At 60.0% G+C, this 21,704-nt stretch carries 24 protein-coding genes; 13 read left to right on the top strand and 11 right to left on the bottom strand.

Features of this window, described 5'->3' with window-relative positions:
- Positions 1-4: 4 nt before the first annotated feature.
- Positions 5-1,408 (bottom strand): FAD/NAD(P)-binding protein, encoded by a 1,404-nt coding sequence (locus J2Y39_RS08040; protein WP_310216524.1) that lies wholly within the window; start codon positions 1,406-1,408, stop codon positions 5-7.
- Entirely contained in the window at positions 1,409-1,972 is a 564-nt protein-coding gene (locus tag J2Y39_RS08045) for a helix-turn-helix domain-containing protein (RefSeq protein WP_056789270.1), read from the bottom strand.
- 85 nt (positions 1,973-2,057) lie between these two features.
- Here J2Y39_RS08045 and J2Y39_RS08050 point away from each other — a divergent pair, with 85 nt between their 5' ends.
- The 7 genes from J2Y39_RS08050 to J2Y39_RS08080 all read left to right on the top strand — a co-directional run bounded on the left by J2Y39_RS08050 (position 2,058) and on the right by J2Y39_RS08080 (position 9,221).
- Positions 2,058-2,993 carry a DMT family transporter gene (locus tag J2Y39_RS08050; protein ID WP_310216527.1) on the top strand — a complete coding sequence of 312 codons (936 nt, stop codon included), beginning with the start codon at positions 2,058-2,060 and terminating at the stop codon, positions 2,991-2,993.
- A 170-nt stretch (positions 2,994-3,163) separates the two neighbouring features.
- Complete coding sequence (locus J2Y39_RS08055) at positions 3,164-6,082, top strand: monovalent cation/H+ antiporter subunit A (protein WP_150635048.1); 2,919 nt, start codon at positions 3,164-3,166, stop codon at positions 6,080-6,082.
- Complete coding sequence (locus J2Y39_RS08060) at positions 6,082-6,426, top strand: Na+/H+ antiporter subunit C (protein ID WP_016775082.1); 345 nt, start codon at positions 6,082-6,084, stop codon at positions 6,424-6,426. The genes J2Y39_RS08055 and J2Y39_RS08060 overlap by 1 nt, the downstream gene beginning before the upstream one ends.
- Entirely contained in the window at positions 6,423-8,102 is a 1,680-nt protein-coding gene (locus J2Y39_RS08065) for a monovalent cation/H+ antiporter subunit D (protein WP_095180236.1), read from the top strand. The genes J2Y39_RS08060 and J2Y39_RS08065 overlap by 4 nt, the downstream gene beginning before the upstream one ends.
- Positions 8,099-8,587 carry a Na+/H+ antiporter subunit E gene (locus J2Y39_RS08070; protein WP_122087831.1) on the top strand — a complete coding sequence of 163 codons (489 nt, stop codon included), beginning with the start codon at positions 8,099-8,101 and terminating at the stop codon, positions 8,585-8,587. The genes J2Y39_RS08065 and J2Y39_RS08070 overlap by 4 nt, the downstream gene beginning before the upstream one ends.
- Positions 8,584-8,862, top strand: coding sequence for a K+/H+ antiporter subunit F (locus J2Y39_RS08075; RefSeq protein WP_041480807.1), 279 nt, complete (start codon positions 8,584-8,586; stop codon positions 8,860-8,862). The genes J2Y39_RS08070 and J2Y39_RS08075 overlap by 4 nt, the downstream gene beginning before the upstream one ends.
- On the top strand, positions 8,859-9,221 hold the full coding sequence (locus tag J2Y39_RS08080) for a Na+/H+ antiporter subunit G (RefSeq protein WP_041480808.1): 363 nt from the start codon (positions 8,859-8,861) through the stop codon (positions 9,219-9,221). Before J2Y39_RS08075 ends, J2Y39_RS08080 begins: the two co-directional genes overlap by 4 nt.
- A gap of 114 nt (positions 9,222-9,335) precedes the next feature.
- Here the strand turns inward: J2Y39_RS08080 and J2Y39_RS08085 are convergent, their stop codons facing one another.
- The 4 genes from J2Y39_RS08085 to J2Y39_RS08100 form a co-directional block, all read right to left on the bottom strand.
- A complete protein-coding gene (locus J2Y39_RS08085; protein ID WP_310216534.1) occupies positions 9,336-9,776 on the bottom strand; it encodes a DUF3995 domain-containing protein in 441 nt (146 codons plus the stop codon).
- 92 nt (positions 9,777-9,868) lie between these two features.
- Positions 9,869-10,885 (bottom strand): ABC transporter substrate-binding protein, encoded by a 1,017-nt coding sequence (locus tag J2Y39_RS08090; protein ID WP_076562406.1) that lies wholly within the window; start codon positions 10,883-10,885, stop codon positions 9,869-9,871.
- Positions 10,886-11,010: 125 nt separating this feature from the next.
- Positions 11,011-11,208, bottom strand: a complete 198-nt coding sequence (locus J2Y39_RS08095) for a hypothetical protein (RefSeq protein WP_310216537.1) — start codon at positions 11,206-11,208, stop codon at positions 11,011-11,013.
- A complete protein-coding gene (locus J2Y39_RS08100) occupies positions 11,205-11,675 on the bottom strand; it encodes a hypothetical protein (RefSeq protein WP_150635043.1) in 471 nt (156 codons plus the stop codon). The genes J2Y39_RS08095 and J2Y39_RS08100 overlap by 4 nt, the downstream gene beginning before the upstream one ends.
- A 459-nt stretch (positions 11,676-12,134) precedes the next feature.
- Between J2Y39_RS08100 and J2Y39_RS08105 the strand changes: the two genes are divergently transcribed.
- Together J2Y39_RS08105 and J2Y39_RS08110 are read left to right on the top strand one after the other, a co-directional pair.
- The gene (locus tag J2Y39_RS08105; protein ID WP_236168680.1) at positions 12,135-12,347 is read left to right on the top strand and encodes a hypothetical protein; all 213 of its coding nucleotides are present in this window, start codon (positions 12,135-12,137) and stop codon (positions 12,345-12,347) included.
- Positions 12,348-12,396: 49 nt separating this feature from the next.
- The gene (locus J2Y39_RS08110; RefSeq protein WP_056789253.1) at positions 12,397-12,636 is read left to right on the top strand and encodes a DUF2789 family protein; all 240 of its coding nucleotides are present in this window, start codon (positions 12,397-12,399) and stop codon (positions 12,634-12,636) included.
- 6 nt (positions 12,637-12,642) lie between these two features.
- Here J2Y39_RS08110 and J2Y39_RS08115 read toward each other — a convergent pair whose 3' ends face one another.
- The 3 genes from J2Y39_RS08115 to J2Y39_RS08125 form a co-directional block, all read right to left on the bottom strand.
- Positions 12,643-12,846 (bottom strand): hypothetical protein, encoded by a 204-nt coding sequence (locus tag J2Y39_RS08115; protein ID WP_310216544.1) that lies wholly within the window; start codon positions 12,844-12,846, stop codon positions 12,643-12,645.
- A gap of 109 nt (positions 12,847-12,955) precedes the next feature.
- On the bottom strand, positions 12,956-14,560 hold the full coding sequence (locus J2Y39_RS08120; RefSeq protein WP_310216546.1) for a methyl-accepting chemotaxis protein: 1,605 nt from the start codon (positions 14,558-14,560) through the stop codon (positions 12,956-12,958).
- Positions 14,561-14,787: 227 nt separating this feature from the next.
- Positions 14,788-15,192 (bottom strand): TraR/DksA family transcriptional regulator, encoded by a 405-nt coding sequence (locus tag J2Y39_RS08125; protein ID WP_016775095.1) that lies wholly within the window; start codon positions 15,190-15,192, stop codon positions 14,788-14,790.
- A gap of 403 nt (positions 15,193-15,595) precedes the next feature.
- Here J2Y39_RS08125 and J2Y39_RS08130 point away from each other — a divergent pair, with 403 nt between their 5' ends.
- From J2Y39_RS08130 to J2Y39_RS08140, 3 genes are all read left to right on the top strand, one after another.
- Positions 15,596-16,504, top strand: a complete 909-nt coding sequence (locus J2Y39_RS08130; RefSeq protein ID WP_310216549.1) for a MurR/RpiR family transcriptional regulator — start codon at positions 15,596-15,598, stop codon at positions 16,502-16,504.
- A 61-nt stretch (positions 16,505-16,565) separates the two neighbouring features.
- Entirely contained in the window at positions 16,566-17,171 is a 606-nt protein-coding gene (locus J2Y39_RS08135) for a glutathione S-transferase (protein WP_252867782.1), read from the top strand.
- Between the two features lie 2 nt (positions 17,172-17,173).
- The gene (locus tag J2Y39_RS08140; RefSeq protein WP_310216552.1) at positions 17,174-18,277 is read left to right on the top strand and encodes a DNA alkylation repair protein; all 1,104 of its coding nucleotides are present in this window, start codon (positions 17,174-17,176) and stop codon (positions 18,275-18,277) included.
- Positions 18,278-18,378: 101 nt separating this feature from the next.
- Here the strand turns inward: J2Y39_RS08140 and J2Y39_RS08145 are convergent, their stop codons facing one another.
- Together J2Y39_RS08145 and J2Y39_RS08150 are read right to left on the bottom strand one after the other, a co-directional pair.
- Complete coding sequence (locus J2Y39_RS08145; protein ID WP_150635037.1) at positions 18,379-18,858, bottom strand: GNAT family N-acetyltransferase; 480 nt, start codon at positions 18,856-18,858, stop codon at positions 18,379-18,381.
- A 34-nt stretch (positions 18,859-18,892) separates the two neighbouring features.
- On the bottom strand, positions 18,893-19,804 hold the full coding sequence (locus tag J2Y39_RS08150) for a LysR family transcriptional regulator (RefSeq protein WP_252867784.1): 912 nt from the start codon (positions 19,802-19,804) through the stop codon (positions 18,893-18,895).
- A gap of 133 nt (positions 19,805-19,937) precedes the next feature.
- Here J2Y39_RS08150 and J2Y39_RS08155 point away from each other — a divergent pair, with 133 nt between their 5' ends.
- Complete coding sequence (locus J2Y39_RS08155; RefSeq protein ID WP_150635035.1) at positions 19,938-21,599, top strand: GMC family oxidoreductase; 1,662 nt, start codon at positions 19,938-19,940, stop codon at positions 21,597-21,599.
- The last annotated feature ends 105 nt before the right edge of the window (positions 21,600-21,704 follow it).

The following is a 21,704-nucleotide window of genomic DNA, read 5'->3' on the forward strand; positions in this document are numbered from 1 at the left end:
CACATCAGTCTCTCAGGCTATCCACCAACCGCCGAGCCAACGCTTTAGCCTGCGCAGCGACGTCCGTCACCGCCGTACTCTCCCACCACATCCCGCGCAACGGCGGTCCCATGGCAAACAGCTGACTACTCACGCGCCCTTCGGCATCCACCACTGCGCCGTCCTTTGCTCTAATCCCCAGCGCCAGCGGCCCCGGCTGCACCAGCCCCCGCGCCAGCAACTGCTGTGGCAACGGCCGAGCAACACGCCGCCAGTCGTATTCAATGCCGCTGGAGTTGATCAGCGCTGCACCGCTGACCACGCCTGTTTCAGTCTCACCCCGAGGACGGATGCGAATGGTCACGGCATCGCCAGCGCCGGGCTCAATGCCCTTGAATGACGCGGCGTGAATGCGCAAGCGTCCTTCCTTGTGCAGCCGTTCGATCAACTCGGCACTCAGTGGCGGCGAACGATGGTGGTGACTCTCCCACCATGGCCGTACATGCCGTACGAATTGTCGACGCTGCACGTCAGTCGCCTGACTCCACAACCGCGCGATATGCGCGCGAACCGTATCCAGCGGCGCCTGCCAGTCGACGCCTTGGGCGATTGCGTCGCGACAATGTCGGCGCAATTCGCGCACCAACTGGCGTGGCGTGCGGATGCTGTGATCTGCTGCCAGAAAATCCACCCAGGCCGGCGGTTGACGGCGCACGTGCGGCAGCAGGCCATGCCGGGAGAACACCTCGATCGGCCCGCGATGGCCGGCCTGCTCCAGCGACACCACGGCATCGACCATGGTCAGACCGGAGCCGATAATCAGCACGGTGGACTGCGGGTCGAGTTCGCGCATGGCCGCCACATCCCAGGGATCAAGCGCGGCGGCATTAAGGCCACTGGAGTGCGTCTGCGGCGTGCGGGCGGCGGGAAACATGCCGGTGGCCAGCACTGCCAGCGATCCACGCAAAATCCGGCCATCGCTCAAGGTGAGCTGCATTGAGCCGGTCCCGCTTTGCAAGTCGACGGCTTCAGCACAGATGTGTTCTACGGTCGAACCTTGCAGCGCGCCCACCGCCCGGGCCTCAGCCAGACGCTGTTGCACATAGACCCCGAACAGGCCGCGCGGCGGAAACAGCTCACTGACCGGCACGTCCTGCTCGGCAGATTCCGGCCAGCCGCCGCCGGCAATATGCGCGGTCAGCCACTGCGTCAGATCATCAGGATTATCCGGATCGACGCTCATCCGCGCCGCGTTGCCGTTCAGCGTATGTCCCAACTCGACTGCACTGTAAGCCTCACCACGTCCCAGTTCAGCGCGAGGCTCGATGATGAGAATCTTTAGTTGCCCCGGCAACCGGAGCAATTGCACTGCCAGCATCGTGCCGCTGAGGCCGCCGCCGATGATCAGGATGTCCGCAGTCTGCTCCATTCAGATCACCACATTACGCACGAACCGCGCAGCCACATCGCCATCGTTGCGGTAGGCATGCGGTTGATTGCTGGCGAACATGAAAAACTCTCCTTTGTTGATGTACTGCGGCTGATCGCCGAGCATCAGCGTCAGGCAACCCTCAAATACGTAGATCTGCTCGCTCCAGCCATCGGCGTCCGGTTGCGACGGATAAACCTCGCCCGGTTGCAGGCACCACTCCCATTGCTCGACTTCGCGGCTCGCGGTGGCTTTGGACAGTAGCACGGCTCTGCTGCCGGGAATCGTGCCCGCCCAGGCAACCTCATTGATCCGGCTCGGGTCGCGCGCATCGTGCGCTTGGATCAGATCACTGAACGCAACGTCGAGCGCTTCGGCGACGCGATCAAGCGTGGTCAGGCTGACATTCTTTTCCCCCGCCTCGATCGCCACCAGCATCCGTCGGCTGACCCCGGACTTTTCCGCCAGTGCGGTCTGGCTCATATCCGCCGCATGGCGCAGGCGTCGAACGTTCTGGCTGACGTGTTGCAGGACGGAGGCTCGCTGGGTCGAATCTTTGTGCACTATATTGCTCACTCGGTGGGGTTGGGCAGTATACTGCGCAACGTTGGCGGCATTGTGCGGCCTCCCTTTTAATGTGCGCAAGGTCATGATGCCGCCAAACAATTCTGCGTCCCGAATCCGCTTTTCCCGCTTCAGCAAAGCCGAGTGCGTGCTGGTGCTGATCACCATGATCTGGGGCGGCACGTTTCTGATTGTGCAACATGCCATGACGGTCAGTGGCCCGATGTTTTTTGTCGGCCTGCGCTTTGCCGCCGCGGCGGCGATCGTGGCGATGTTCTCCTGGCGTCATCTGCGCGAACTGACCTTGTTCGAAGTGAAGGCCGGGTCGTTCATCGGCGTGGCGATCATGCTCGGTTACGGCCTGCAGACGGTCGGATTGCAAAGTATTCCGAGCAGTCAGTCGGCGTTCATTACCGCGCTATATGTACCGTTTGTGCCGCTGCTGCAATGGCTGGTGCTGGGACGGCGTCCGGGGTTGATGCCAAGTATCGGGATCATGCTGGCGTTTGCCGGACTGATGTTGTTGTCCGGCCCCTCGGGGGCGGCGTTGAATTTCAGTCCCGGAGAAATCGCGACATTGATCAGCGCCGTTGCGATTGCTGCCGAGATCATTTTGATCAGCACATTCGCCGGACAGGTTGATGTGCGGCGGGTGACGGTGGTGCAACTGGCGGTGACGGCGGTGCTGTCGTTCTTGCTGGTGGTCCCGACCGGTGAAGTGATTCCGGAATTTTCCTGGTTGTTGCTGGTGACCGCTTTGGGTCTGGGCGCAGCAAGTGCGGCGATTCAGGTGGCGATGAACTGGGCGCAGAAGAGTGTTTCGCCGACTCGGGCGACGTTGATCTATGCCGGTGAACCGGTGTGGGCCGGGATTGTCGGACGGATTGCCGGAGAGCGCTTGCCGGCGATTGCACTGGTTGGGGCCGGGTTGATTGTTGCGGCGGTGATTGTCAGTGAGTTGAAGACCAAGGGAAGGTCCACCGAGGCAGAAGCTGAGCTGGAGCGGGAGACGCAGGCGTGACCCGCAATCTTTTCTGGCTGCTCGCGAAAGCGCCGCACCATTGTTGCCCCTGAAACAACGCCAAACACAAAATTCCAGACTACTTTGTAGGATTCTGAGACATCCTCGCGTTTGGTGATCAGGGAGCTGGCACGTATGATGCTTCACAAACTTCCGCAGATTAGAAGCCTATGTCCCTGATAGTTCTACTGCTTCTGCCGTTCATCGGCAGCTGTCTGGCAGCGGTGCTGCCGCACAATGCGCGCAATGCCGAATCGCTGCTGGCGGGTCTGGTCGCTTTGATCGGCACCGTTCAGGTCGCAATGCTGTACCCGCAAATCGCCCACGGCGGCGTGATCCGCGAAGAATTCATGTGGCTGCCCAGTCTGGGGCTGAACTTCATTTTGCGCATGGACGGCTTCGCCTGGCTGTTCTCGATGCTGGTGCTGGGCATCGGCACACTTGTTTCTTTATATGCCCGTTATTACATGTCGCCGGACGATCCGGTGCCGCGTTTTTTCGCGTTTTTTCTCGCGTTCATGGGCGCCATGCTTGGCCTGGTGATCTCCGGCAACCTGATTCAGATCGTGTTCTTCTGGGAGCTGACCAGCCTCTTCTCGTTCCTGCTGATCGGCTACTGGCACCACCGCGCCGATGCGCGGCGCGGGGCTTATATGGCGCTGATGGTCACCGGTGCCGGCGGGTTATGTCTGCTGGCGGGGGTCATGATTCTCGGCCATGTCGTCGGCAGCTATGACCTGGACAAGGTCCTGGCCGCCGGCGATCTGATTCGCGCACATGCCCTCTACCCTGTTCTTTTGCCACTCATCCTGATCGGCGCGCTGAGCAAAAGCGCGCAATTCCCGTTTCACTTCTGGCTGCCCCACGCGATGGCGGCACCGACGCCCGTCTCGGCCTATCTGCACTCGGCGACCATGGTCAAGGCCGGGGTTTTCCTTTTGGCACGTCTGTGGCCGTCGCTGTCCGGCAGTGAGGAATGGTTCTACATCGTCAGCGGAGCGGGCGCCTGTACACTGTTGCTTGGCGCGTACTGCGCGATGTTCCAGAACGATCTCAAAGGTTTGCTGGCCTATTCGACCATCAGCCATCTCGGTCTGATCACTTTGCTCCTGGGCCTCAATAGTTCACTGGCCGCAGTGGCAGCAGTTTTTCACATTCTCAACCACGCGACGTTCAAAGCTTCGCTGTTCATGGCCGCCGGCATCATCGACCACGAAAGCGGCACCCGTGATATCCGCAAGCTCAGCGGTCTGATCAAACTGATTCCCTATACGGCGACGCTGGCCATGGTCGCCAGTGCCTCAATGGCCGGCGTGCCGCTGCTCAACGGTTTCCTGTCGAAAGAAATGTTCTTCGCCGAAACCGTGTTCATCAACGCCACCGCGTGGGTCGAGACCAGTCTGCCAATCGTCGCGACCATCGCCGGCATGTTCAGCGTCGCCTACTCCCTGCGATTCACCGTCGACGTGTTCTTCGGCCCCACCGCCACTGACCTGCCACACACGCCGCACGAGCCGCCGCGCTGGATGCGCGCCCCGGTCGAGTTGCTGGTCTTCACCTGTCTGCTGGTGGGGATTTTCCCGGCGCAGATCGTCGGGCCATTACTCGCCGCTGCGGCACTGCCGGTGGTCGGTGGTGAGTTGCCGGAATACAGCCTGGCCATTTGGCACGGTTTGAACGCACCGATGATCATGAGCCTGATCGCCATGTCCGGCGGCATCATCCTCTATCTGCTGCTGCGCAAGCAGTTCAAGCTCGGCCATTTCAAGTATCCGCCGCTGGTCGGCCGCTTCAACGGCAAGCGTTTGTTCGAGCGCAGTCTGGTCGTGATGATGCGCATCGCCCGGCGCGTCGAGCGGCGCCTGGGTACCAAGCGCTTGCAGATGCAGCTGTTCCTGATGGTTTCGGCCGCCGTGCTCGCCGGTCTGATCCCGATGCTGCACAGCACGCTGACCTGGGGCGACCGGCCGAAAATACCTGGTTCCATCGTCTTCGTGACCCTGTGGCTGTTGGCGATCGCCTGTGCGCTCGGCGCCGCATGGCAGGCGAAATATCACCGTCTCGCTGCACTGACCATGGTCAGCGTCTGTGGCCTGATGACCTGCGTGACCTTCGTCTGGTTCTCCGCGCCTGATCTGGCGCTGACGCAACTGGCGGTCGAAGTGGTGACCACGGTGTTGATCCTGCTTGGTCTGCGCTGGTTGCCGAGACGCATCGAAGAAGTCTCACCACTGCCAGGCAGCCTGCGCAAGGCGCGTATCCGTCGTCTGCGCGACTTGCTGCTGTCGATTGCGGTCGGTGCGGGGATGGCGCTGTTGTCCTACGCCATGCTCACCCGGCAGACGCCGAACCATATTTCCTCTTTCTACCTCAGTCGCGCCCTGCCCGAGGGCGGCGGCAGCAACGTCGTCAACGTGATGCTGGTGGACTTCCGTGGCTTCGACACCCTCGGTGAAATCACCGTGCTGGTCGCCGTGGCGCTCACCGTGTTCGCCCTGCTGCGCCGCTTCCGCCCGCCGAAGGAAAGCCTGCAGTTGCCGGCGCAGCAACGCCTGCTCGCGCCCGACGTGGTCACCGATCTGGTCAACCCGCGTTCGGCCAGCGACACCGCGCTCGGCTTCATGATGGTGCCGGCGGTGCTAGTGCGCCTGCTGCTGCCTGTCGCGCTGGTGGTGTCGTTTTACCTGTTCATGCGCGGGCACAATCAGCCGGGCGGCGGTTTTGTCGCCGGGCTGGTGATGTCGGTGGCTTTTATCCTGCAATACATGGTTGCCGGCACGCAGTGGGTCGAGGCGCAAATGAGCCTGCGCCCATTGCGCTGGATGGGCACCGGTCTGCTGTTCGCCACCGCCACCGGTCTCGGTGCGATGCTGGTCGGCTATCCGTTCCTCACCACTCACACCTGGCACATCAGCGTGCCGGTGCTGGGCGACATCCATATCGCCAGTGCGCTGTTCTTCGACATCGGCGTGTACGCCGTGGTGGTCGGGTCGACGCTGCTGATTCTCACCGCCCTCGCCCACCAATCGGTGCGCGGCCACAAGACGGCCTCGCTGCCCAAGTCAGTCGCCAGCAAAGGAGCCGTCTGATGGAAGAAGTCATCGCAATCGCCATCGGCATTCTCGCCGCGTCCGGGGTCTGGCTGATCCTGCGCCCGCGTACCTTTCAGGTGGTCATGGGCCTGTGTCTGTTGTCGTATGCGGTCAACCTGTTCATTTTCAGCATGGGCAGCCTGTTCATCGGCAAGGAGCCGGTGATCAAGGACGGCGTGACCCAGGACTTGCTGCATTACACCGACCCGCTGCCCCAGGCGCTGGTGCTGACGGCGATCGTCATCAGCTTCGCCATGACCGCACTGTTCCTCGTCGTATTGCTCGCCTCGCGCGGCTTGACCGGCACCGACCATGTCGACGGCCGGGAGCCTAAAGAATGATGGCGATGACTCACCTGATCGCTGCACCGATCCTGCTGCCGCTGCTGACCGCCGCAATCATGCTGATGCTCGGCGAGAAACACCGGCCGCTGAAGGCGAAAATCAACCTGTTCTCCAGCCTCCTCGGCTTGTTCATTTCAGTGATGCTACTGCAATGGACGCAGACCACCGGGGTGCCCGGCTCCATCGGTGTGTACCTGCCGGGCAACTGGCAGGCACCGTTCGGCATCGTCCTGGTGGTTGATCGCCTGTCGGCACTGATGCTGGTGCTGACCGGCGTTATCGGCGTCAGTGCGTTGCTGTTTGCCATGGCCCGCTGGGACGGCGCCGGCTCAAGCTTTCACGCTCTGTTCCAGATCCAGCTGATGGGCCTGTATGGCGCGTTCCTGACGGCGGATCTGTTCAACCTGTTCGTATTCTTCGAAGTGTTGCTCGCGGCATCCTACGGTTTGTTGCTGCACGGCTCGGGCCGGGCGCGGGTGTCGTCGGGGTTGCATTACATTTCGATCAACCTGTTGGCATCGTCACTGTTTTTGATCGGCGCTGCATTGATCTACGGGGTGACCGGCACGCTGAACATGGCCGATCTGGCGATGAAAATCCCGCTGGTGCCGGAAGCCGATCGTGGTCTGCTGCACGCTGGCGCGGGGATTCTAGCGGTAGCGTTTCTGGCCAAGGCCGGGATGTGGCCGCTGAACTTCTGGCTGGTGCCGGCCTATTCCTCGGCCAGCGCGCCAGTGGCGGCGATGTTTGCGATCATGACCAAGGTCGGCGTCTACACCCTGCTGCGCCTGTGGACGCTGCTGTTTTCCGGTCAGGCCGGCGCCTCGGCATTCTTCGGCGGCGACTGGCTCATCTACGGCGGCATGGCGACCATGGCTTGCGCAGGGCTGGCGATTATCGCCGCGCAACGCCTGGAGCGCATGGCCAGCCTGAGCATTCTGGTGTCGGCGGGGATCCTGCTCTCGGCGATCGGCTTCGCCCAGCCGAACCTGATCGGCGCTGCGCTGTTCTATCTGGTCAGCTCGACCCTGGCGCTGAGCGCGCTGTTCCTCTTGGCCGAACTGATCGAGCGCTCGCGCTCGGCCAACGAGATTCCCCTCGAGGACGAAAGCGAACTGCTGCCGCGCCCGCAGGAATCGCTGCAACCGCCCAAGGGCATCAACCTCGACGACGAACAGAAAGCCGTGGTCGGTCAGGTCATCCCGTGGACCATGGCCTTTCTCGGTTTGAGCTTCATTGCCTGCGCGCTGTTGATTATCGGCATGCCACCGCTCTCCGGATTTATCGGCAAGCTCAGCCTGATCGGGGCATTGCTCAACCCGTCGGGACTTGGCACTGCGGCGCCGCTGCCTCCCGGCGCATGGGGATTGCTGGCCCTGTTGATCCTGACCGGTCTGGCCTCCCTCATGGCCTTCTCTCGCCTGGGTATCCAGCGCTTCTGGACGCCGGAGGAGCGCCCGTCACCACTGCTGCGCAAACTCGAATGCGCGCCGATTTTTCTGCTGCTCGGGCTGAGCATTGTTCTGACGTTCAAGGCTGAACCGCTGTTGCGCTACACCCAGGCTACGGCCGATGCGCTGAACAATCCGCAGCAATATGTGCTCGCAGTTCTCGGTACACGTGCGGTGCCGAGTCCGCAAGCCAGAGCTGACATGCTCGAGGTGCAGCCATGAATCGACTGTTTCCGGCTCCGTGGTTATCGCTGGCGCTGTGGGTCTTGTGGCTGACCCTGAACCTGTCCGTCAGCCCGGGCAATCTGCTGCTCGGTGCCGCGCTGGGTTTCGCCGCGCCGCTGATGATGCGCAAATTGCGGCCGAAACGTGCGCGCATTCGCAATCCGGTGGCCGTGCTGCGCCTGTTTCTCCTGGTCGGTCGTGACGTGATCATGTCCAACCTGATCGTCGCCTGGGGCGTACTCAACGCCGGACGGCGCCCGCCCAACTCATGCTTTATCAAGGTGCCGCTCGATCTGCGTGATGCTCATGGTCTGGCGGCACTGGCGATGATCTGCACCGTGGTGCCCGGCACCGTATGGTCGGAACTGGCGCTGGACCGCAGCGTTCTGTTGCTGCACGTCTGGGACCTGCACGACGAGGCGCAGTTTATCGAGCACTTCAAAAGCACCTACGAGCGACCGTTGATGGAGATTTTCGAATGAGCCCATTGCTGTCGAATGCGATTCTGCTGACGTTGTTTCTGTACTGCGTGGCGATGACGCTGACCCTGGTGCGCCTGTTCAAAGGCCCGTCAGCACAGGATCGGGTACTGGCGCTGGATTACCTGTATATCGTCGCCATGCTGATGATGCTGACCCTGGGCATTCGTTACGCCAGTGATACCTACTTTGAGGCGGCGCTGTTGATTGCGCTGTTCGGCTTCGTCGGCTCGTTTGCCCTGGCGAAATTCCTGCTGCGTGGCGAGGTGATCGAATGAACGCCGAATTGTCTTTGTGGGTCGAGATTCCGGTGGCGGTCCTGCTGGTGCTCAGCGGCGTGTTTACCCTGCTGGGCGCAACCGGATTGCTGCGCATGAAGGACTACTTCCAGCGTATGCACCCGCCAGCGCTGGCCTCGACAATCGGTGCCTGGTGTGTGGCACTGGCGTCGATCATTTGCTTTTCAGCGCTGAAGTCCGGGCCAGTGGTGCATGCCTGGCTGATTCCGGTTCTGTTGGCGATCACCGTGCCAGTGACCACCCTGCTGCTGGCGCGGGCGGCGTTGTTCCGCAAGCGGATGGCCGGGGATGATGTGCCGGCAGAGGTGAGCAGTCGTCAGACTGAAAGTGGTAACTGATGATCATGTGGCGCCTGTGATGGCGCCATCGCTACACCAGGAATCCGCTCTCCCATGTGGGAGCGAGCCTGCTCGCGAAGCGGCCAGTCGGGTCGTCGCCAATTCCGGATCAGCTCAAACCCAAGCTACCGCCAACAACCCCGCCCCCAGCACCGCACACAACGGCGAATACACCCAGGTATCCAGCCGCGCAAATCGCGAATCCTTCACTTCCTTGAAAAATCCGACCAGGTTCGAATCACCGATCGCTCGGGCGAACATCAACAACGCTATTGCGCTGATCACCCATTGCAGTGCCTTGTGCTGCACCGCCGGCACGCCCCAACCGACCCGCATGCAAACCAGCGCGGCAATTATCAGCAGCGCAGCGGCGACTGCCAGCGTCAGCCAGCCTGAGGGCTTGAAGGCCGGGCGTACCGAGGCCACGAAGCCCGACACCGGCACCTGCGGCACCGCCACCGCAGCCGCCCATTGCCCACCCAACGCCCAATACACGTGCATCAGGCCGATTGCCGCGAAGACAGTCACCAGCCATTGAGCCAACACAAAGGTCATGGTTGAAATCCTTCAAAGGGATTTGAACAAACCATCCTAGTCGGATTTTTTGGCCGTGCACGACCGGTCGGCGGTGCGCTGCGTTGACCGCGTTATTTCAGATCAGCCGTCACCTTGTCAGCCACATCCTTGGGTAACCAGGCCTGCCACACGTCCGGATGCGCTTTCATGAACGCGACCGCCGCCTCACGAGGTGCGGTGTGCTTGTCACTCATATCCGCCAGTGCCTTGTTCAGCGGCTCGATGGGAAAATCGACCTTGCTGAAGAACTCGGCAATTTGCGGGTTCTGCTTTTGAAACGGCGTAGACACGCCAATCGACAGCTTCGATGCCAGCGAGCGGGTTGGTTTCGGATTGGGATTATCGGCATCTGTCAGCGTCTTCCACGCCTCGGCATCGAACGGCGGCTCTTCCAGCTGCACCAGTTTGAATTTGCCAAGCAGCGGCGTCGGCGACCAGTAATAGAACAACACCGGTTTGCCGCGACGAATCGAAGAGCTGATCTCGGCATCCAGCGCAGCGCCGGAACCGCTGCGGAAGTTGGTGTAGTCGTCCTGCAAGCCATACGCCGTGAGCTTCTGCTTGTTGACCACTTCCGAAGTCCAGCCGATCGGGCTGTTGAGGAAACGCCCTTTGCCCGGGCTTTCCGGGTCTTTGAACACGTCCTTGTATTTCTTCAGATCAGTGACACTGCGCAGATCCGGCGCCAGCGGCTTGATGCCTTTGGCCGGATCGCCCTTGATCACGTACTCCGGCACCCACCAGCCTTCAGTGGCGCCTTTTACCGTATCGCCCAGGCCGACCACTTTGCCCTCGGCTTCGGCCTTGACCCAGACCGGGCTGCGTCCGGCCCACTCCTCGCCAATCACCTGAATGTCGTTGTTCGCCAGCGCGGTCTCAAGCGTGATGGTGGTACCGGGCAAAGTGTCGGTCGGCAGGCCATAGCCTTTCTCGACGATCACCCGCAGCACCTCGGTAATCAGGCTGCCGCTTTCCCAGTTCAGGTCGGCAAAGTGGATCGGCGCCTGTGCCGCCTGCAGCGATTGCGCTGACGTCAGCAAACCAAAGGTGGCCACGCTGGCGGCCAGTAACCGTCGAAATCCGTTCATGCATCGCACCTCGTGCTGTTCACAGCAATGGCAGTTGGCCTGACAGAAACGCAAGCCTCTGAATGACTCAGTCAACTGACTTTAGCCGAGGTTCCTGCTTTTTCCGGGGTCTACCGTGCGCGAGGTTACGTTTCAGAGTTTTCCTGCAGGCTTTGCAGCTCACGTCTGACCATGCTGGCGTAAGCTGCCGGTTGCAATGCATAGAGCTGCGACGCCACCCAACTCAGCCAGGCACCTTGCAGTTCGGCCTTGCGGGCGAACAAGCGCTGAGCTTCTTCGCGTGCGCTGTCGAGATTTTGCGCATGGAAATCCGCGCGCTTCACTCGCTGGCCTTGAAGGTCACCAGTTCACCCTTACGCCATTTGGCGGCTTTGGCAGTGACGGCTTTGAGGGTTTTGGTCAAACCTTCCTGCAGCTGCTCATTGGCGGCGAACACGGTGACGACGCTATGGCCTTCCTTGAACAGGATCGCGTGACCGTCGGCCGTGCTGACAAAGGCGTAATCGCCCAGGCCGTAGACCGTCAGTTTGATGTCGCGAAAACGAATGTCCAGCTTACCGCCTTCACGGCTGGGCAAAACTGACGCGATGAAATGGTCGCCAACCTTGAGTTTGAGTCCCGGTTTGTCATCGACTACCAATGCACTTTCGGTGTCGATTTCGGCGATGTAAATGCCTTCGGCGTTTTGCTCGGTGATGTAAACAAAACGTGATTGGAATTGCTTGACCAGCTTTGCACGCAAATCACCCAGCACGAACAAAGCATGCATATCGAGGTTACTGACTGCCAAAGAAACATCCCCACATTTGAAAAACCGCGCAGCGAAAAACGCCCACGGCAAAGAAACGGCCAGGCCGATGAAAACTGCAAAAACATTCAAACACCCGAAGCGAGCAAAGCACTCTTGAATCGCGAGGTTCGTAGACTACTGGATTGTCATTAGTGAAACCTGCTCTGAAGTCGCCAAAGCTTGAAGGAAAACGCCTCAAGTGCGACTAGAGCAATTCTGACTACGAACTTCAGGGAAATTTCTCACGAAAAAAAGCACTTTTCCGACATATCGCTGGCGAAAAATTGCTTTAGATAAGCCTGGTCGTCAACAGGTACTGGCGATTCTAGAGCAGCGATGCTCATTACGACTACCCGCAACGGCCGTTAAATCCCGGCCGACTGATGAAAAGGACTTCATATGTGCACTTTGACTCATTTTGCCACGTCGGCTGACGCGCGAATCACCCCATCTCTGACGATGAAGGTTGCCGACCTCGACAACCTTCCGACATCTTCTAACAATCATCGAACCCCGCACTTTCAAGTGGTGCCGGCAGGTATTGCGTTCTTTCACATCAAGGAGATATCCACGGGACGTGTCAGAGGTTTCCGCGGCAATCACAACGAAGCCTGCGCCCTTGCCCGCTCGCTTGAATCAAAAATCGAACTCCGCGCCAGCGCCTGCCTCTGATAAGGGAGTGAACGAACAAGCCGTACCGGCACCAACCCAGGAGTAGATGATGGAACTGCCAACCGAGCTTAACCTGACCACCCTTTTCGAACAGCTGGGCCTACCAGCCGATGAAGCGTCGATCAATAATTTTGTCGAAGCCCACCCTTTGAAATCTGATATCAAATTGATCGATGCCGATTTCTGGACGCCCCAACAGGCGCAACTACTAAAAGAGTGGCTGCGTGAGGACGGCGAAGAAGCGATAACTGTCGATGAGCTGAACGTGCGCTTGCATCGCGGTAAATAAGGGCGATCAGTGCAGGCTGTCGCCGGGCTCGATGTTCAGTTGTTCGAGCCAGGCAGCCTTGCACTCCTCCGCTTCATCGCGACTGGCGAAGGCTGTGCCGCGTCGCTCCTCGTTAAGCAAAACCACCCAGCACACACTGCGCCCCATCGCGCGTAAGCCGGCCGGAACGCCGCTGCCGATCATTACTGCCACATCCACCCTGCACTGCATGTGCCCTCCGAAATAATTAGCTACCTAACTAAGTCGTCAGATTAAAGCTTTCCTTCGGGAGGAAACAGCAACCGCCGTGCACAGATTCATTGCGTCAACGGTAATAATCTCAGTGTGGGTTCTCAGGTTTATAGCCCAGACGCAACCCGCCCCAGTGTCGGCCCTTGATCATGATCGGCACCGAAAGATCATGCATCAGCTCACCCGTATCGCGCGTGTAAGTCTGCAGCAAAACTGGTTGTTGATGGCTGCCGCAACGGATGCCCGTGCGGTCAGCGAATTTGCGTTTGGTGCGGTTATTTACCGTGTCGACCTGCACATCACCCGTCAACGGCTGGCTGAATGCCTGGTTATGCGTCGGCACATAACCCTGCTGCGTGCAGGCGATCGCGAAAACCAAACCTTCATGACGCGCTAACAAAGGCTCTTGAATCGCCGGCAAGACCTGATCTGTGTATCGATCAAAGCGGGTTTGAAATTTGGCTGGTTCGGTGCCCGGAATCGGCTGGTAGCTGCGATCGAACAGGTCATCCAGACTAATCCGCCCCTGCTCGACATCTGCCCCGAAGCGCGCCGCGATCAGGCTCGCACCTTCGCGCGCCAGGTCATAAATGCGCTGGTGATAGTCGTCCAGACCGACTTCGGCCAAGCGTTCGCTGATGGTTTCCGCCTGCCCTTCCATCTGCACCGCTGCCTCGGCGAGGCGGCGGGTCTGCTGATCGCTGATCGCCAGATCGCTACGCATTTGCTCAATCGCGCTGAACAGCGCATCAAGCTGCTCGCGATTGGTTTGCGCGCCACGGGCGATTTCGCTGACCTGGGTTTCCACTCCGGCGGCAAGTCGCGCGATGTTCTCCAGATGCTGACCGGTGTGCTCGACCTGTTCGACGCCAGTATGCAGATCACTCGACAACTCGCGAATCTGCGCCACCACTTGCGCGGTGCGCTGCTGAATGTCTGCAACCATCTCACCGACTTCGCCCGTGGCCGCCGCCGTCCGTGCCGCCAATCCGCGTACTTCATCGGCGACCACGGCGAAACCGCGACCATGTTCGCCCGCCCTGGCCGCTTCAATAGCTGCGTTCAAGGCCAGCAGATTGGTCTGGCTGGCGATCGACTGAATCACCAGCGTCACCCGCTGAATGTCGTCGCTGCGCACACTCAGGGCCTCGATCAATTCGCGGCTGGCGTTGGCGCGCTGACTGAGTTGCTGCATGCGCGAAATCGAGTCGAGCAGTTCGCTGCGCCCCGCCGCGCTGCTGTGATGCGCTTGGCTGGCGGCGTCCAGCGCGTCGCGACTGAGCTGTGAAGTCGCCTGTTCGGTGGCGATCATCACTTCGGCATTGCTGACGATCTGCGCCGCCGCGTCGAGTTGCGATTCGAGTTTGTTCGCCAGCGCCTTGACCGAGAACGCCACGCCGGCGGCTGACAGTGCGTTGTGACTGGTGGTGTAGGAGAGATCGCGAGTCAGTGCGGACAATGCGCTCGCACTATCGACCGGGACAGCAGCTGGAACGTTGCGCGAACGCAGGCGCGGCAGCCAGACAATCAGTATCGCCAGCGGCATGCCGAGGTAGAGCGACCACTCGGCCATAGCCATGCCGGCCAGCAACAGCATCAGGGCGATGCTTTGCAGGGTCGGCGCGATCCAGCGGTTTTTCGGCAAAAGCACTGGTGCAGGCAGCGCCGCAACCAGAGATCCATCTCTCGTCATCTTGATCACCCCACGTTTGTTCTCATTGTTGTGACTGCATTAAACGCCACTACAACGCCATTATCCATGGTCCGTTAGTCGTGGGGTCTGTGGCAGGTCAATGGAACGACGGGGGAAATAGCGCAGACGAGCAAAAACAAAGATCGCAGCCTCGCGCAACTCCGTGTAGAAGCTGCCGAAGGCTGCGATCTTTTCAAGGCGCCCCTATTGAGGGTCACCCCACAGAATCAGGCCTGACGCTGGTGCTTGTCGATCTGCTCGTGACGCTCTTGAGCTTCGATGCAGTACTTGGTGGTCGGGCTGATCAGCAGACGCTTCAGGCCAATGGCCTCGCCGCTGTCGTCGCACCAGCCAAAGCTGTCGTCCTTGATGCGCTCAAGAGCTTGTTCCAACTGCGGCAGCATGCGCTGGTCGCGATCGATCGCGTTGACCAGCCAGGTGCGCTCTTCTTCAACCGAAGCCGCGTCCGCCGGGTCAGCCGGGGTGTCCAGGCTTTCGATGGCGATACGGTTTTGCTCAATGCGCTCGTGGGTTTCGACTTTCATGTTCTGCAACAGCTCAGTGAAGAAAGCGTGTTGCTCTGCATTCATGTAGTCATCTGCCGGCATAGCCAGCAACTTGTCCTTTGTCATTGATATCTCTATAAAAAAACGTGCATTAAGGCGAATAAGGGAGCGTTTCGGCGAACCGTGTCGGCCGTCGAAAAGGCATCGTTTTATTGCAAACGCCACCCGGCACTCAATTTACGAGGGGCGGCAGTCTAAGGCCCGATCAAGGCCTCAGCAACTGTAAATACAGGGAATTTGTCCGACAGGACCAGGAAACTGCTCTGACACAGGCTTCACACGGCCATCGGAGTGCGTTTATAGCAAGAAATTCACTCCAGCGGCTGTATATAGAAGACAAACGGCTAACCATGCCGCCATCGACAGCGGAAATTATTCTCGCAAGGTGCATCGTTTCAGCCCGGCAGAGCCCGCGCAGCCCTTCTATGATCAGGCTTACCGCGTGATCAACCCGCCCGAAGGATGTCCTATGCCCCGCCCCGATCTGCCGGCCGCCGACGAACTTTCGCTCGCCAGCCCCCCGATCACTGCCGAGCGTCTGCTGCAAACGATTAGCGACGAATATGACGCCCTTCCGCGTCAGCTTAAACGTATCGCCAGTTACATTAGCCAGCAGAGCGAGCGAATCATGGTCGACCGCATCAGCGACATCGCTCGTGAATGCGAGGTGCATCCGTCCGCCATCGTGCGTTTTTCGCAGCGCTTCGGGTTCAGCGGCTTCAGCGAAATGCAGGCGCTGTTCCGCCAGGCCTGGACGCACAAGGCCACGCCGGCGCAGAACTATCAAAAACGCATCCGCAGCCTCATCGCCAACAAATCGCAGACCGCCAACAGCGGCGAGCTTGTCCGCGAGTGCATCGACGCAACGCTATCGGGCATCGAACGTTTGGGCCGCGAACTGGATGGGGCTGCGTTCGCCAAAGCTGTCGATCTCATCGTCAATGCCGACGACATCTATGTGGTCGGGGTCCGCCGTTCGTTCGCCGTCGCCGATTATCTGGTTTACAACCTGCAGCACACGCAGAAACGCATTCATCTCGTCTCCGGCATCGGCGGCAGCTATCGCGAGCAAATGCGTAGCGTGCGCGCCAACGACCTGGTCATCGCCATCAGTTTTGTGCCCTACGCCAAGGAAACCCAGCACTGCCTGCGATTCGCACAACAGCAAGACGCCAATACCCTGATCATCACCGACAGCCCTCTGTCGCCACTGGCGAAACTTGCCAATAGCGTGTTGATGGTCAATGAAGGCAGTGCGCTGGCCTTTCGTTCGCTAAGCGCGACACTGTGTTTATGTCAGGCGCTGTTTGTGGCGGTGGCCTATCGGCTGGAACTGAATGTCGATGAGATTCACGAACAACCCGGATTCGACGACTGACAATTGTCTCAGGCTCGGCTAGGTTATGCGTTCCCACCGGTTCGACTTGAAGGAACGCGTCATGAAACTGATCGGCATGCTCGACTCTCCCTACGTGCGCCGCGTAGCAATCTCCGCCAAATGCCTGGGGATTGACCTCGAACACGAGTCGGTCTCGGTGTTCCGCCACTTCGAGCAATTCCAGCAGATCAACCCGGTGGTCAAAGCGCCCACGCTGATTCTCGACGACGGCGTGGTCCTGATGGACTCGACCCTCATCCTCGACTACCTCGAAGCCAGTTCCGGCAAGAGCCTGCTGCCCAGCGATCTCACACAACGCGCCCACGCCCTGCGTCTGATCGGCCTCAGCCTCGCCGCTTGCGAAAAAGCCGTGCAGCTGTATTACGAACGCAACTTGCGCCCGGCCGACATTCAGTATCAACCTTGGGTTGAACGCGTTGAAGGCCAACTCGCCGCCGCGTTTACCGCCCTGGAAAAAGAACTTGAGCAAATTGACTTGCCGGTCGACGGCTCCCTCTCCCAGACCGGCATAAGCCTGGCGGTTGCCTGGAGCTTCACCAACCTCGTCGTGCCCGATCAGGTCGACTCCGCGCGTTATGCGCGCATCGCCGAATACACCGCCTACGCAGAAGGCACCGATGCGTTCATCAGCACACCGATGACCTGACCATGAGCACCACCGACACCGCCGCCCCGGCGTTAAAGGAAATCTTCAACGCCGAGCGCTTGCAGCACATCGCTGACGAAATGAGCGCGGTGTACCCGGCATTCAAGGCCAAGGCGTTTCTCAAACACGCCCAGGACGGACTCGCTGAATTATCAGTGATGCAACGCATGGCCCGCGTCGCCGAAAGCCTGCATGCCGTGCTGCCGCTGGACTACGAGGATTCCCTCCAAGTGCTGTTCGAACTCGCGCCACGGCTGAACAGCGGCTTCGTCAGCATGTGCCTGCCGCATTACGTCGCGAGCTATGGCGGGCACGCCTTCGATACCTCCATGGACGCCCTGAAGTACTTCACCACCTTCGGCTCCTCCGAGTTCGCCATCCGCCATTTTCTGCGCGCCGACCTTGAACGCTCGCTGGAACGGATGCACGAGTGGACCCGCGACGAAAACCACCACGTCCGCCGCCTCGCCAGCGAAGGCAGCCGCCCTCGCCTGCCGTGGTCCTTTCGGTTGGAAGCGGTACAAGCGGATCCGCTGCTGGCCGCCGGGATACTGAATCGGTTGAAGGCGGATGAGAGCTTGTACGTGCGCAAGTCCGTGGCGAATCATTTGAATGATGTGACGAAAGTGCATCCGGAGTGGGTGTTGGACACGATTGAAGGTTGGTCGCTGGATAACAAGCACACCGCCTGGATTGCCAAGCATGCGCTGCGCAGCTTGATCAAACAGGGCAACGTGCGCGCGCTGACGGTGATTGGCGCGGGGGCGAAGGCTGAGGTTGAGTTGTCGGATGCGCGGGTTGAGCCGGCGATGGTGAGTTTGGGGGACGCGATTACGTTGTCGTTTACGGTGAAGTCGACGGTGGCGCATGAACAGCGGCTGGTGATCGACTATGCGATTGAGTATGTGAAGGCGAATGGCGGGGTTTCGAGGAAGGTATTCAAGTTGAAGACGGTGGAATTGCCGGGGTTTGGGGTGGCGCTTGTGCAGCGCAGACAGGTCATCAAGGATTTCACGACACGCAAGCATTTTGCCGGCCGGCATGGAGTGCAGGTGATGATTAACGGAAAGGTGGTGGGTAGTGCAGGGTTTGAGGTTTTGATTTGAGAAATGAGTCATTGATTGGTCTTGAAGACCGGTCGCGAATCAGTGCACTGGCAGCCGTGCATCGATAATGAGCGCGGCAGCACAATGGACGAACTCCCGCCTCAGTAGTTACCAACTTCCGTATGGGACGCCGAATTAAGCCCTGAGGGAGCACCTGTTGTCACAAGCACTTTCAACAGCGTATGGCGACTCCACGGGCCGCAGTACTCAGGCACGTGCGCGATCAATCGGTATCCGCAGCGGGTGTACCAACGGGCGACGTCGTCATCCAGTGTTTCGATCAACGCATCTACGCATGCTCTTTCAACCGCTAATGCCTCAAGCTTGTGCAACACCTGAGTACCCAGCCTGGTTCCACGCCATTGCGCGTTGATCCACAGGTAATTGACAAACAGACGCCTGAATTCGGTTCTACCGGAAGCGCCGCCGATTAGTGCCCCGTTCTCCATCAGCGAACAGGCGATGGCCTCAGCTTGTCGGCCGCGAGCCTCGGACAAGGCTCGGCCATGCTGTAAGACGCCGTCACTGATGGCCTTCATGGTGTCCGGGTTGATGTCGCGAACGGTAAGCCATTCCCTCATTGCTGCTCTCCATTGCTAAAAGTCCTTGGCGCTTTCAAGCAAAAGAGGAGCCAACCTGAGATCTTCCCAGCAACAACCCCTGCTCTGCCTCACACAACCCCACCACATAATCCCAGACCACCCGCAGCCGCACCGATTTGTGCAACTCCCGCCGCGTGCTGATCCAGTAGCTGCGTTCGATGCTTTCATCCGGCAGCAGCGCCACCAGATCCGGGTCGGACGCGGCCATGTAACACGGCAGCACGGCGATGCCCAACCCCGAGCGCGCCGCTTCCTGCTGGGCGATGACGCTGGTGCTGTGAAAGACCACGCGCGGGCTGCGGCAGAAGCTGTTGAGGAACATCAGTTCCTGACTGAACAGCAGGTCGTCAACGTAACCGATCCACGCATGTCGGCCCAGGTCTTCGCGGCTATGCAGCGGTGGCGCTTTGTCGAGGTAGGTCTGGCTGGCGTAAAGCGCGAGCCGATAGTCAGTGAGCTTGCGCGTGACCAGCATGTCGGCGGATGGCCGTTCGAGGTGGATGCTGATCTCCGCTTCGCGGTTGAGGATGCTGACGAAGCGCGGCACGGCGACCAGTTCCACCTCCAATCCCGGATAACGCTCGAACAAGCCAATCATGCGACTGGCGAGAAACTTGATGCCGAGGCCTTCGGTGACGCCGACGCGGATCTTGCCCAGCGGCGCGGTGGACTGGGTGATTTCTTCCTGCGCCAGCAGCGCGACGTTTTCCATCGCTTCGGCGTGCTTGAGCAGCGCCTCCCCCGCCGGGGTCATTTCATAGCCCTGGGCGTGCTGGACGAACAGCGCAGTGCCGAGGCTTTTCTCGATCGATTCAATATGCCGCGCCACTGTCGCGTGGGTGGTGTTGAGCCGGCGCGCGGCAGTGAGCAGGCGGCCGCTGCGTTGCAGCTCGAGAAAAAAGCGCAGGTCGTTCCAGTCGAACATGGCAAGTCCTTGTCGGCTATCGTCGTTGCACGCTGTTTGAAAACGCACAGCGGCTGCGCAAAAACTAACATTCTTTTAACGAAAGCTAACAACTAGAGTGTCCGACAATAAAAACAAAAAGCGAGGTCAGGGCATGCAGACGTCCCTGGATGAATTCGACTACATCGTGGTCGGCGCCGGCCCCGCCGGTTGCTTGCTGGCCAACCGGCTCTCTGCGGATCCACAGCAACGGGTGTTGCTGCTCGAAGCCGGCGGACGCGACAACTACGCCTGGATTCACATTCCTGTGGGTTACCTGTTCTGCATCGGTAATCCGCGCACCGACTGGTGCTTCAAAACCGAACAACAACCGGGCCTCAATGGCCGCGCGCTGAGTTATCCGCGCGGCAAGGTGCTGGGCGGCTGTTCGTCGATCAACGGCATGATCTACATGCGCGGCCAGGCCGGCGACTATGACGGCTGGGCGGCCGCAGGCAATCCGGGCTGGGCCTGGAAGGATGTGCTGCCGCTGTTCAAACAGAGCGAAAACCACTTTGCCGGCGGCGCTGAATTTCATGGCGATCAGGGTGAATGGCGGGTCGAACAGCAGCGCCTGTCGTGGCCGATTCTGGATGCCTTTCGCAGCGCTGCCGAGCAAAGCGGCATCGCCAGCATCAATGACTTCAACCAAGGCGACAACGAGGGCTGCGGTTACTTTCAGGTCAACCAGAAAGCCGGGGTACGCTGGAACGCGGCCAAGGCCTTTTTGAAACCGCTGCGCAGCCGGGCGAACCTGACCGTGCTGACCGGCGTCGAGGTTGATCGTGTGTTGCTGGAGAACGGCCGCGCGGCGAAAGTCAGCGCGCAGCATGAAGGTCAGATCAAACAGTTCAAGGCGCGCAAGGAGATTGTTTTGTGCGCCGGTTCAGTCGGCTCGCCGAGCATTCTGCAGCGCTCCGGCATCGGTCCGCGGCCGCTGCTCGAACGCTTGGGCATCGGCGTGATTCATGAGCTGCCCGGCGTCGGCGGTAACCTGCAGGATCACCTGCAATTGCGCCTGATCTACAAACTGGAAAACGCCCGCACCCTGAACCAGATCGCCGGCAGCGTGTGGGGCAAGATGGGCATGGGCCTGCGTTATTTGTATGACCGTAGCGGGCCGTTGTCGATGGCGCCGAGTCAGTTGGGCGCATTCGCCCGCTCCGGTCCCGAGCAAACCTCGGCGAACCTGCAATATCACGTGCAACCGCTGTCGCTGGAGCGTTTTGGTGAGCCGCTGCACAGCTTCCCGGCGTTCACCGCCTCGGTGTGCGACCTGCGCCCGCAGAGCCGTGGACGCATCGAGATTCGTTCGGCCGATCCGCAAGCGGCGCCGCTGATCCAGCCCGATTACCTCAGCCATCCAGAAGATCTGCGCGTCGCCGCCGATGCCATTCGCCTGACCCGGCGCATCGTCAGCGCCCCTGCCCTGCAAGCGTTCAAACCGGTCGAATACCTGCCCGGCGACAGCTTGCAAAGCGAAGAACAATTGCATGAAGCGGCGGCGAAGATCGGCACGACGATTTTCCATCCGGTCGGCACCTGCCGCATGGGCAATGACGGTGACGCGGTGGTCGATGCGCAATTGCGCGTGCATGGTGTGCCGGGTCTGCGCGTTGCCGATGCGTCGATCATGCCGAGAATTACCTCGGGCAACACCTGTTCGCCTACGCTGATGATTGCCGAGAAGGCGGCACAACTGATTTTGTCCAGATCTGCAGATATCTCCCCTGTGGGAGCGAGCCTGCTCGCGAATGCGGTAGCTCACTCAGCCTAGGAGTTAACTGACAAAAAGCTTTCGCGAGCAGGCTCGCTCCCACAGCAATCATCACCAGACTCAGGCATCGCGCATTACCGGACACGCAACACCAGTGGAACAACA

Origin of the sequence: Pseudomonas sp. 2957 (assembly GCF_031456345.1) — a bacterium.
GTDB lineage: Bacteria > Pseudomonadota > Gammaproteobacteria > Pseudomonadales > Pseudomonadaceae > Aquipseudomonas > Aquipseudomonas siliginis.